Annotated in this window: 9 protein-coding genes; all 9 read left to right on the top strand. The window is 38.3% G+C overall.

From position 1 onward, the window contains the following. Nucleotides 1–104: 104 nt before the first annotated feature. The 9 genes from FH508_RS15360 (at nt 105) to FH508_RS15320 (ending at nt 13,085) form a co-directional block, all read left to right on the top strand. Entirely contained in the window at nt 105–746 is a 642-nt protein-coding gene (locus tag FH508_RS15360; RefSeq protein ID WP_172771979.1) for a hypothetical protein, read from the top strand. After that, nucleotides 746–2,242, top strand: coding sequence for a phage baseplate assembly protein V (locus FH508_RS15355; RefSeq protein WP_172771978.1), 1,497 nt, complete (start codon nt 746–748; stop codon nt 2,240–2,242). The genes FH508_RS15360 and FH508_RS15355 overlap by 1 nt, the downstream gene beginning before the upstream one ends. 15 nt (nt 2,243–2,257) lie before the next feature. Further along, the gene (locus tag FH508_RS15350; RefSeq protein ID WP_172771977.1) at nt 2,258–3,355 is read left to right on the top strand and encodes a pentapeptide repeat-containing protein; all 1,098 of its coding nucleotides are present in this window, start codon (nt 2,258–2,260) and stop codon (nt 3,353–3,355) included. A 46-nt stretch (nt 3,356–3,401) separates the two neighbouring features. Then, complete coding sequence (locus FH508_RS15345; RefSeq protein WP_172771976.1) at nt 3,402–3,899, top strand: hypothetical protein; 498 nt, start codon at nt 3,402–3,404, stop codon at nt 3,897–3,899. 65 nt (nt 3,900–3,964) lie between these two features. Continuing rightward, complete coding sequence (locus FH508_RS15340; RefSeq protein ID WP_172771975.1) at nt 3,965–4,363, top strand: DUF4280 domain-containing protein; 399 nt, start codon at nt 3,965–3,967, stop codon at nt 4,361–4,363. A gap of 30 nt (nt 4,364–4,393) precedes the next feature. Further along, nucleotides 4,394–9,877 (top strand): DUF6531 domain-containing protein, encoded by a 5,484-nt coding sequence (locus tag FH508_RS15335; protein WP_305068695.1) that lies wholly within the window; start codon nt 4,394–4,396, stop codon nt 9,875–9,877. After that, the gene (locus tag FH508_RS15330; protein ID WP_228134110.1) at nt 9,855–10,481 is read left to right on the top strand and encodes a hypothetical protein; all 627 of its coding nucleotides are present in this window, start codon (nt 9,855–9,857) and stop codon (nt 10,479–10,481) included. The genes FH508_RS15335 and FH508_RS15330 overlap by 23 nt, the downstream gene beginning before the upstream one ends. Before the next feature lie 236 nt (nt 10,482–10,717). Then, nucleotides 10,718–12,208, top strand: coding sequence for an RHS repeat protein (locus FH508_RS24060; protein ID WP_305068694.1), 1,491 nt, complete (start codon nt 10,718–10,720; stop codon nt 12,206–12,208). A 10-nt stretch (nt 12,209–12,218) separates the two neighbouring features. After that, nucleotides 12,219–13,085 (top strand): hypothetical protein, encoded by an 867-nt coding sequence (locus FH508_RS15320; protein ID WP_228134109.1) that lies wholly within the window; start codon nt 12,219–12,221, stop codon nt 13,083–13,085. The last annotated feature ends 74 nt before the right edge of the window (nt 13,086–13,159 follow it).

The following is a 13,159-nucleotide window of genomic DNA, read 5'->3' as shown; positions in this document are numbered from 1 at the left end:
ATTTTTACAAGATTGAAAGAGAAGGTTTTTGTTACATCAGCAAAAGTGAAGAGCAAGCAACAATGTATACTCAAAAGACTGTAAAAACAAAGGGGGCGAATAGAATGCATTTTAAGGATGAAGAAATTATTGAAATGACGAAGCATGCAAGGCAAAAAAAACGAACGGAAAACATTGAAAACCAATTATTGCAAACGGACATTGTAAAAGCGATTCAAGCGGGTCAGCTTGCGATTGACGATGAAATAATTGAATTTGCAGAGCTTCCTTTTTACGACGAACAAATACGGATGTGTATTCCTACAGCCTTTGAAGAGATGGAACCCGATTTAAAGGATATTAAATACCCTTCAAGCCGTAGACCTGATTACATCTATACAAGCGAAAGTACGTCCATTAATGTCACGATGAAAATAATGGAGCAACAGCTACAAGAAGAGGAATTAGAAGATTTTACAGAAACGATGATGACTATCCTACAAAAATTACAGCTAGATGCAGAAATGTTGGATATCGGCATGAAAGAAGTGAACGGACACCAAATTGGCTATTTTGATTTTATTTCGAAGGCACTCGATAACAAGATTTATAATTTAATGTTTTTGTTTATAGTAGGCGACAATGTGGCAACTGGCTCAGTTAATTGCTTGAAAAAAGAAATGAATATTTGGCAACCGATTGCTTATGGCATGTTAGAAACAATCGCAATCGAAAGTAAATCATTAAATGGAGAAGGTGTTGTGTGATGGCAAAGGAAACAGCTTTGACGTATAAAGATATGATTGTGATGCCTTACAATATCCGCGTGAGTGAAATCGAAATGACACAACAAATGAATGAGCATGCAACATTGCGTTTAACAGGCGTCATTCCAGATGAAATGGAAGATTCTTACGTTTATATGACGGACGCAGAGACGGCCATTGAAGTACTGCAAATGGATAGTACGGGACAATCGACGCCAATTTTTAATGGACTAGCATTGGATGTACAAGTGAAATCGGTAATGGAGACGTATTATTTGGAGGTAAAGGCGGTTTCGCATACGTATGTGTTAGATGTGAAGAAGAAAAACCAAACGTACCAAAATGCCAAAATGCCCTATACCGAGTTAATAAAGGAATGTATTGCCGATCAACCAGGCGCCGATTTTATGGATCATGTCACAAAAGGCGCTAGTATTGGTAACTTTACGATGCAATATTTAGAGACGGACTGGGAGTTTCTAAAACGCATGGCATCGCGATTTCATACAGGCTTAGTGCCAGACGCAGTTCATGGCGCCGCAAAATTTTACTTTGGCGTACCATTCCAAGCAGGTGCGGTGCAAAAAATGGATGCAATAAATTACCGAGTTAAAAAAGCAATCGGCAATTTCCTTATCTCAAGTAAAAATCATCTCGATAGTATTACCGCTAGTGACTACATGTACTATGAAGTAGAATCGCCGCAACTCTTCAAAATCGGCAATGAAGTTACGTTTCAATCAAAAAAACTATATGTTTTCAAAATTGTCTCCAAGCTTAAAAATGGATTATTAAAACATATTTATACGCTCACACCTCAGAACGGCTTCAGTGTCCACACGACTTATAATCAAGCGATTATTGGTGCATCTATCCAAGGAAAAGTCATTGATGTGGCAGGAGACAAAATTCGTATACATGTTGATTTCGATGAGGGGCAAGAAAAAAATAAGGCGTACTGGTTTCCATACTCAACGATCTATGCATCAGAGGATAACACAGGTTGGTATTTTATGCCTGAGTTATCTGACAATGTTAGAATCTACTTCCCAAGCAACCGTGAGGATGAAGGAATTGCCATTAGCTCTGTGTCCAAAGCACCGCCACAATCTGGGGCAATGTTATCAGCAACGAATCCTTCTAGTCAGGGGGGAGGAGGCGGTGCTTCACCACCAGAAGATAGCCGCCAAGATCCAGGGCGCATGGCTGATCCTGATGTAAAAACACTCAGAACAAAGCATGGTAAACAAATTCTACTTGCACCTGATCGCATTGTTATTTCTGGTGGAGGATTAATGATTACACTGATGGATGATAATGGTATTTCAATTATTAGTGATAAAAATATTAACTTAAAAGCAACAGATAAAGTCGTGATAAATGCTAAGCAAATTATGATAAATGCCAATGAGAAAATTGAGATGACATGTAAAGACAATTCAATCAAGATGGAAGACAAAATGGAGATTAAAGGAACTGAAGTACGTGCAAATTAGTGAGGATGTAGATACATGAAACGAGAAGAAGCATTACAGCATTTTATGGATGAATGCGTGTCAGTTCATGCCCACCGTTTGCAGGAGCAAGTGGATCGACAGTTTCGCAACAATAAGGAAGTTTTACTTAAACCAATCATTTACGCACTTGAACAACTTTTTACGAATATTCATGAACAGCAAGAACAAGGAAAGTTAGCGCCAGTTGCTTTTATTCATCTATCATTGCTTCGAACATCATTACTAGAAAACAAGTTTACGTATGTACTAGAAGCATATGGAGAAACATGGTATTGCGATTGGACACAATGCACAGCACAGTATGAAGCGGATTGGCTTTGTGAGGCGATGCTCGAATTACAAAAAACGCTTGAGAAAGAAAGAAAACCCTATATTAACATTCAAGCAGCGGACATCCACGTGATTATGCAGCAGACAGTTATACGGTTTCATCAATATATTAGCCAATTACTCCGCTATCTCTTTCGTTATCAACAACAACGCGTCCCTAAACTCCATTTTCAACGAGCGACGTGCTTACGATTTCGAGTCGGTGAATATAAAGGGTTTAGTGAAGATGTCGCGATTATGGAAGAACGACAACGAGTAGAAAAAGATGTCTTGTTCACGTTAGCGTCAAAAGAGACGAATCAATCGTATACGTTTGGCAACTTTTCAAACCTACCTTTACAGCACAGAGATTTCAATCAGTTGGACTTTTCCTATGCGAATTTCCAAGAAAGTGATTTAGCAGGAGCTACAATGCAACGAAGTGTGTGCATCGGTACGAGTTTTGTAAATGGGCAATTAACGAATGTGGATTTTTCCTATGCTATGATTCAAGATGCTGATTTTCGACATGCCAATTTAGCAGGTGCTAATTTTACGCATGCACAAGGAAAAACCTTGAAGTTCTCTCAAAATGAAGTTCCATGTTACCTTGGTACTGATTTCAGTAATGCGAATTTAGAACAGGCAAGATTTGAATTCGCCCAAATAGTAGGTGCCAATTTTACAGGTGCTAATTTAAAAGGCGCAACATTCTTTCAACGCGATCAAGGGAAGTATCAATTCAGCCAAGCCCAAATACAAGATATTCATTGGATTCAGTAATGTCGTCCGTACGGGAAGATAGGTATGAAGCTTACAGGAGGTCAAGATGGAATACTTTATTGTTCGGCAAGACTCCACTATTACAAATCCGATTCTTCCTTTGAAGACAGACCTTGAAGATGATTTTGTTTGTTCGTCGGTATTTGCAGAAGTAGTGGAAAAAGAGCTTGCAGTATATTTGGATTATTTAGAAAAGCCTCGGACAATTGTGTCGGATCAATTAAAAAAGTTATTCGTAAAATTTGAGGATCACTTAGCATTTACAGCCATCGTATTTACAGATGTAAAAAAAGGAACACAGCGCTTATATTGGCTGATGGACATAATGCAGAAAAACTGTATTTCCCAGGAAACGACTTATTATCCAGACGGACGTATCAAGGAGCTCGTAATAAACCCTAAAAAAGTTGAATTAGACTATATTTTTCAAGTTAATAGTCAAAGGGAATCTTTCACTATCGTTCATTTAGATGTTGCAGAAAGTATATTAAGACGACCATTTCTTGGACTTCAGTTGCAGCGCGTCAAACTAGAACGATATTAAAAGCGTTCAAATGGAAATTAAATCAAAAGTGCAATTTGAAACATATACGAAGGGAAGGGTACCGAATGGCTCAAGTTGTAGAAAATTTGGAGACAGAAGGTTCGGAACAAGAGCAATTTAGTTACGTGGTCCATGGAGCGATTATTTCCTGTGAGCATGGTAGCCACCTCAATTATTTAAATTTACCACAGGATCATGGTGTTTATATTAAAGATAAAGCCGTATTGAATGTAGGCGATCGAAACCCCGACAACATTCCCACCTTTGGCGTCTGCTTGAAGTTACAAAAACCGTGTACGCCCACATGTTCCATCGACTGGATGGAAGGGATGGAAAATGTCAATATCGAGGGCAAGCAAGCACTATTATCCCGTTGTCATACGCAATGCTCAGCAGGAGGAGGCAAAATTGATATTGTGCATGATGGGCAAGAGGAATTAGAAATACCGAAACAAGGCTTTTAAAAGAAAGGATGGAGTGAAAGGAGGTAAGTAATGAAAACACTAGGAGAAAAGGAAGTCAGCATGATAACGACGTATGAGGATCTTGTGCTCGAATGGCCTTATCCTCTTATTCATATAAATAAACTAACAATCAAACACAAAGGCGATGACCATGCGAGATTGTCCTTTACAGGAATGATTGCGGAAGAGCAAGCACAGAAATATATTCAGCAAATTAGTCATTCAGATGAAGTCGTTGTTAAATTTGGTAGGCAACAAGACATCTTGTTCTCAGGTAGAATTGAAAATGCAGAGTTGCAGGCTGCCCAAGGGGTGCATTATGTTTCAGTTGAGGCTGTATCGTTTACAGCCAATATGGACGTTGCAAAACGTTCACGTTCTTTTCAAGATGCGAATATGACCTATGTGGCGTTACTCGATACCATTGTAGGTGCTTATCCTCAAGGGGATTACATCGATCAGGTGTCGAACGGTCAAGCAATAGGTCATATCTCGATTCAATACATGGAGACAGATTGGGCATTTATAAAAAGAGTGGCTTCTAATCTACAGGCAGTAGTTTTTCCTGATTTACAAGGAAAGGGACCACGATTTTGGTTTGGCACACCCGAAAGTAAGAAAAGCATAACAATCGACCATCTACCTTCAGTATTACATATGGATGTAGATACATATCGATTAATTACTGAAAATGATGGTATAGATGTAAGTGAAACCGATTATACATTTTGTGCGTTTGAAAGCACAGAAGCGTACGAGTTGGGTACATCGGTACAATTAAAGGGAAAATCCTATGTTATTACGGTTCGAGAAATTCATCTCGAAGCGGGTGTACTAAAGTTTCAATATACTGCTCAACCAGAAAAAAGTATTCGTCAACGATTAGTACGCAATTTAGATTTGATTGGCGCAGCCTTTACAGGGAAAATCATTGATGTTACGCAAAACACGGTTAAAATTCATTTAGATATCGATAAAAAACAAGAGAAAGAAAAAGCACATTGGTTTGCTTATTCAGCAGATGCAAATGGTGTCATGTATTTAATGCCGCAAAAAGGTGCCCGTGCCCAATTGCATTTTCCAAGTGCTGTGGAACAAGATGCCATTGTCATTAGCTCGGTACGTGTTTCTCCTGCTACACCAGAAGGCGGACAAAAACAAACGAAAAAAATGGCAGACACGACCGTGAAATCATTGGCGACCAATGCGGGCAAAGATATGACACTAGGGGTTGGTGATATTACCTTTAGTGCAGTAGATGGCGTATTGGACCTTAAGATGGATGATGGAGAAGGTGTAACATTTCAAAGTAACAGTACCATCATGCTAGCGGCAGATGAAACACTAGAAATAAGTGGGATGAACGAGCTATCCGTAGAAGCGGAGGAATGGATTGCCATTTCAGCGAAGGAGCAAAGTCATATTATCCTTGCTGGTGACACACAGTTAATTAGTACGCTAATTGAACAAGAAGGCATAGAGAAAAAAAGCCAACCACCGAAGTTAAATGAAGAAGCAATTGAAGCTACATCCAAAGTGGATGTCATCTTCCCACAAAAAGCAGAGCAGAAAAAGGAGAAAAAAAGCTTCTTTAGTAAGTTGCTTGATAATGTTAGTTTAGCGTTAGATGTTGCTGGATTTATTCCAGGTATCGGGACCATCGCGGATATTGCCAATGCAGGTATTAGCTTGGCAAGAGGAGACTTTATGGGCGCAGCGATGAACATAGTCGGTGCAGTGCCAATCGTTGGGGATGCCGCAAAAACAGCCTACAAGGTCAATAAAGCGGCAAAAGTAGCAGAGGCAGCAAGTAAAACCGCCAAGGCTGCGGATAAGGCAGTGGATGCTTCAAAGGCAGTAAAAGGGATGAAGGCCGCTTACTCTAAAGTGTCGCAAACACTCGATACGGTTTCGGCAGTAGCGAACAAAGGCACAAAAAGCATGAAAACAGCAGCCGATAAAGTAATCGCCTCGATGGATGAAGTGCTAGCTGTGTCAAAAGCTGTCGACGGTATGAAGGCGATGGCCAAAACGGAGCTAACTAAACTCAATCATCAAGTATTAAAGAAATTTAACTGTACAAAAGGTTTAAGTGATAAATTCTGTAAAAAAGGCTTTGAACCAGTTGATTTAATTACAGGGCGCATGATCTATGAAGGTGTTGACTTTGAACTACCTGGCCCTATCCCCCTTGCATGGGAACGTGCATGGTACAGTGATAGTAGTCGAGTTGGTTTAACGGGGCATGGTATGCACTTTACATACGATCTAGCCTTAGAAATATTTGAAGAAGAAGAGCTAATCGGCATTGTGGTGACGGATGGTCGCGCAGTAGGGTTTCCAATTTTACCAATTAATTTACCATATTTTAATAAAAAAGATAGAATGACCCTGAAGAATACAGGTGTGGAATACCATTTGTTTGAGCATGATACACGCTTGCTTTATGTATTTGAACAAACAACCGAGACGACATACCGATTAAAAGAAGTAAGAAATGAGCAAGATCACCATATTGAATTTACGTATAACCTGAAAGGCTTCTTATCACAAGTAACGGATAGCGTAGGGCGCGTACTAGATGTTACGACAAATGAAGCGGGCAGAATGACAGAAGTCGCTTTACGTAACCAAACGAGTCGTGAAGTGTTAGTGCGCTATGTTTACAATGATGTTCAAGATTTAATCGAAATCCAAGATGCATTAGGGCAAAGTACACATATCCAATATGTCAATCATTTAATGATGCAAAAAATAGACCGTAATAAAAATAGTTTCTACTGGCGCTATGATGGGCCAACAACAGGTGCACGCGTTATTAAAACATGGGGAGATGGCAATGTTCTAGCGGGTGAGCTTGCCTATTACGATGGCTATAACGAAATTACAAATAGCTTAGGGCATACAAGTACTTACTATTTTAATGAAGATAACCTATGTACAAAAATTATGTATCCAGATGGTAGTGAGGTCAGCTATGACTATAATGAGGACTTTGAATTACTGCAAGAAGTAGATGAAGATGGTCGTGTAACAACTTTCAGCTATGATGAATGGGCAAACCCAGTAACGATGACGCTGGCAGATGGCAGTACGTTATCCTCTCAGCATGATGCCAAAGATCGGCTGATTCAGGCAATTACTCCAGAGGGCGGTAGTCGCCAGTGGATTTATAATGAAGACGGGACATTACAGGCATCGGTTTTAGAAGATGGTACAAAGACTGAATTTTCCTATAATGAACATCGTTTAATTGACACAGTGACAAATGCGCAAGGCCATATGGTAACCTTAACGTATGACGCTGACCTAAATTTAAGCCGAGTAACATTACCAGATGGGACAAGTTCAACATGGACATACGACCGTCGCGGAAACTGCACAAGCACAACTAATCCGCTCGGTGCCACTGAAAAATTCCGTTATGATCATTTAAATCGCCTAGTACGCGCAAATCTATCCGATGGTAACGACGTTCAACTAAAGTACAATGCCTATGACGATATTGTTTTTGCAAAGGATAACCATACACAAGTCGCCTTTGATTACACGATTCTAGGCAGCTTAACATCCCGCAAACAAGGGGGCAAGAAAGTACAGTTCACCTACGATACAGAGGAGCAATTAACCGCTGTTATTAATGAAAAAGGCGAAGCATACAAATTTGAACGCGATACAAAAGGCAATATCATCAAGGAAATCGGCTTTGATGACATGGCAAAAACGTATGAGCGAAGCCTCGCAGGATTAGTGCAGCGGATTCAACGTCCAGGTAATCGTTGGACAGCGTATCAGCACGATGCATTAGGGAATATTATTCGCTCTGACTACTATGATGGTACGTGGGAAACATTTAGCTATGACAAAAACGGCGCATTACAAGAGACAGAAAATGAGTATGTAACCGTCAAGCTAGAACGAGACCCATCAGGACAAGTCATCAAAGAATGGCAAAACGATCATTGGATTGCTAGTAGCTATGACGAGTTAGGCAATCGTTCTCAGATAACAAGTAGCCTCGGTGCCAAAATCGATGTGGAGCGTAATGAACTAGGCAATGTCTTACAAATGACCGCCTCCCGCTCCGAGCATGCCCAGTGGACAGCCTCGATGCAATACAATGAACTCGGTCAAGAGATTGAAAGAATCCTACCAGGGGATGTTATTAGTAAATGGCAATATGATATTACAGGTCGACCAACACATCACAGAGTAAGTAGCCAAAGCCGAGATACACGAAGACGCGCCCACAATTGGGACGTTAATCATCAATTACGCAGTATGGTCAACGAGCTAACGGGTGTAAAAGTGACGTATGGTTACGACGAATTTAGTAACCTCGTATGGGCCAATCAAGACAGTCGCCAATTTGATTTCTTATACCGCAGTGTCGATGATGTCGGCAATCTATATGAAACAAAAGATAAAAAAGACCGCATCTATGGCGCAGGCAGTAGATTACTAGAAACAAAAGATGCCAAATTCTCCTATGACAAAGAAGGAAATCTCGTAGAGAAAGTCGAAAATAATGGAGATACATGGAAGTACGAGTACTATGGCAATGGTATGATGGCCAAGGTCATGAAGCCAGACATGACAGAAGTTACGTTCAAGTATGATTCGTTAGGTAGGCGGATAGAGAAGAGTTCGGAAGGTAGAGCTACTCATTTTGTGTGGGATGGCAATACGATTTTGCATGAGTATTTGTCACAGGAAAATTCAGTGAAGAATGCTTCCCAGCCAGATGCCGAAATCGCAGATAATCTAGTGACATGGGTATTCAATGATGGCTTTGTCCCTTCAGCTAAGATAACGAGTGAAGGCAACTACAGCATTATTAGTGATTATCTAGGAACACCTGTCGAAGCCTATGATGAACAAGGTCATAAGGTTTGGTCGGCTGAGCTTGATGTGTATGGGCGAGTGAAGGAATTTACGGGTGAGAAAGATTTTATTCAGTTTAGGTACCAAGGGCAGTATGAAGATGTAGAAATTGGTTTGTATTATAACCGATTCCGATACTACGACCCTGTGCAAGGGAATTATACGCAGGTTGACCCGATTGGGCTTGCGGGTGGGAATCCTACGGTGTATGGGTATGTAAGAGATACCAATAACAATATAGATAAATTTGGTTTATATTCCGATTTATTAGATACAGGGATGGGGCATCATTTGACGCCGAGATCAATAGCTAAGGCATTAGCTATTACAGAATTAAGTCATATTAGTTCTATTTCTTGGTATCCTGATAATGGGGCTGGAACAGCACTTCTTCACAAAAAATTGCATAGAAAACTTATAGAAGCTGGAATTCCTTATCATGGTTCTAAGTTTACTGGTACGGCAGACGAATTTTTTGAAAAAGCTGCAAAAGCGTACAAAGATATTGATGTTAAAGGTTATTTGAAAATTCCTTACACCGATGAAAGATTATTTGAAAATTTAACACCTGCTGAAGGTTTAGAAAAAATTAAAGAGTTACATTCAAATGGAAAAATTCCGTGTAAATAGAAGAAGAGGAGATGCTATCTTGGAAAAAATTTTAACAGTATCAAGTTATGGAATTTGTTTATTTTCATTAGACATATTAGAGGAATTTCTAAAAAAAGAAAAAGTTAGGTCAAAAAAGGTTTTAAAGAATTTTCAGGATAATCATAAGCGATATTTAACTTCACTTGCTGAGGGTATTTGGACGCCCTTTTTGCCAGTAAACTCTATAAAATATATAATTAAATTAGATAATTATAATCAATCATTTGATGATGAGTGGGAAGAAAAATTATTATATCATAACTTCAATATTGAAGTTAAAGATACATTATGGGTGGGGAGTATAGGTTTATTTTATGAATTCGACCATAATAAATTTATAGGAAATGATGAAATATCATATCAAACATTAGATGGGGTGACGTTATATTCTGGATTTAGATATAATGTTGATTCTGGAAAATACTTAGTATCTATTAAAGGCTATGCACGTAAGAAGAAATTAGATTATCCTAACCCTAATTTTGGTTTTTTGTTTTCTCTAAAAAAAATAGATGAATTTGAAGGATATAATGATCCACGGGAAGATGAAAAATATAACTTTAATGTGGCAGATATGGAATAACTTTTATAAATAAACTTCATCACAGATAAAAACAAGGAATATTTAAGTGTATCAATTTATACTAAAAAGATTATTACTATTTTTAATCATTTAAAGGGCAATAAATCCATTAAAAAGGATTTTATTGCCCTTTTAATTCACTGGTAGAACAACAAAACGACCATTGGATTGCGAGTAGCTATGACGAGTTAGGCAATCGTTCTCAGATAACAAGTAGCCTCGGTGCCAAAATCGATGTGGAGCGTAATGAACTAGGCAATGTCTTACAAATGACCGCCTCCCGCTCCGAGCAAGCCCAGTGGACAGCCTCGATGCAATACAATGAACTCGGTCAAGAGATTGAAAGAATCCTACCAGGGGATGTTATTAGTAAATGGCAATATGATATCACAGGTAGACCAACACACCATCGCGTAAGTAGTCAAAGCCGAGATACCCGAAGACGCGCCTATAATTGGGATGTCAATCATCAATTACGCAGTATGGCCAACGAGCTAACGGGTGTAAAAGTGACGTACGGCTATGATGAATTTAGTAACCTCGTCTGGGCCAATCAAGACAGTCGCCAATTTGATTTCTTATACCGCAGTGTCGATGATGTCGGCAACTTATATGAAACAAAAGATAAAAAAGATCGTATCTATGGCGCTGGCAGTGGATTACTAGAAACAAAAGATGCCAAATTCTCCTATGACGAAGAAGGAAATCTCGTAGAGAAAGTCGAACATAATGGAGATATATGGAAGTACGAATACTATGGCAATGGCATGATGGCCAAGGTCTTGAAGCCAGACATGACAGAAGTTACGTTCAAGTATGTTTCGTTAGGTAGGCGGATAGAGAAGAGTTCGGAAGGTAGAGCTACTCATTTTGTATGGGATGGCAATACGATTTTGCATGAGTATTTGTCACAGGATAATTCTAATACATTGGAAAATTCAGTGGAGAATGCTTCCCAGCCTGAAGCCGAAATCGCAGATAATCTAGTGACATGGGTATTCAATGATGGCTTTGTCCCTTCTGCTAAGATCACGAGTGAAGGCAACTACAGTATTATTAGTGATTATCTAGGAACGCCTGTTGAAGTCTATGATGAACAAGGTCATAAGGTTTGGTCGGCTGAGCTTGATGTGTATGGACGAGTGAAGGAATTTACGGGAGAGAAAGATTTCATTCCGTTTAGGTACCAAGGGCAGTATGAAGATGTAGAAATTGGTTTGTATTATAACCGATTCCGATACTATGACCCAGAGCAAGGGAGTTATACGCAGGTTGACCCGATTGGGCTGGCTGGTGGGAATCCTACGCTTTATGGGTATGTTAGTGACCCTAATATTTATATTGATATTTTTGGTCTAAAGCAAGGAGGTTCTTATGCTGAGGTTAGAGCAACGAACATAGGCGGGCAGGTACATCATATGCCTGCAAACTCAATTTCTCCGGTAAGCCATGGGAAAGGACCAGCAATTTGGATGCCTACTCCTGATCATCTTGATACAGCAAGTTGGGGAAGTTATAACAAAGGAAAGCAATGGAGAGCTTACCAAAAAGAATTGATTGATAATGGTAAATTTGGTAAGGCAATTGAAATTGATATACGAGATATACAAAGGAAATTTGGTTCTCAATTTAATGATGGGATTGGAGAAATGTTGGAATACGCAGGAGACAATGGATATATAACCAATGCAGAACAAAAAAGATTAACAAGAAAATATTGTAAATGAGGTAGATATTATGAGAAAAGAGTTTGAAATATTACCTAAAATCGGGATAAATGAAGTGAAGTTATCTATGAAATCTTCAGACCTAAACAATATTATAAGTGAATTGAATAAGAAAAAAGTCAATGAAAAAGAATTTTATCTTTATCAAGATGATTATATATTTCATATAGTAGAAGATATTTTAGTAAGTATTTCAGTTAACAATCCGAAGATTATTTTTTTGAATGAACAAAAAATTGACTTAATTAATGAATCTAAGCAATTTTTATTCAAAGAAAATCCGTATTTTATAGATGGATGTTATTTATTTCCTCAGTATAACATGTCGATTTACGGTTTGGATTTTCCTGATGATGGAATACAATTAACGATTTATTCAGATAACCAAAAAAATATTTACGAGAAAGATATAAAATTAGGTTTCCAATTCAGAAGTACTGAAAATCAGCTAAAAACCTTAAAATATGAAATTACTCCGTATCAATCTGTAGGATTATTGAAATTCGGTATGCAGCCGAGTGAAGTTGAAAATATATGGGGAATTCCTTTAAAAACAAGCAAGAATACTAAAAAAGGTATAACAACAGAAAACTGGAAGAATAGTCAAGCAATCTATAATGAAAAAGGACAGTTAATTCAAATAGCTTTAAATTGTAAAGAGGATGTTTTTATTGATAATAAATTGTTATCTAAAATCGGCTCTAAATTGGATAGTTTAAAAAATGAAGAGTACTTTATCAACAGAAACTATAAAATATATTTCAAGTTTGGCATAGCATTAGATAATTTAGGAAACCTATCTTCAAATGATTTTGTATATGTTTTTTCAGAAGAAATGATTCCTTACTGGAAAGATATATATCGCCCTTTAATCTAACGAATATAAGAAGTGTTTCAAATAAAAATGCATAGTTTGTAGAGAATTGCAATTTTAATTAATTGCAATTCTTT

It is taken from the genome of Lysinibacillus sp. CD3-6 (assembly GCF_006351725.2).
Taxonomy (GTDB): Bacteria; Bacillota; Bacilli; order Bacillales_A; family Planococcaceae; genus Lysinibacillus.
Note: the sequence above shows the minus strand (reverse complement) of the source record. Positions and strands in the feature narration are given on the sequence as shown.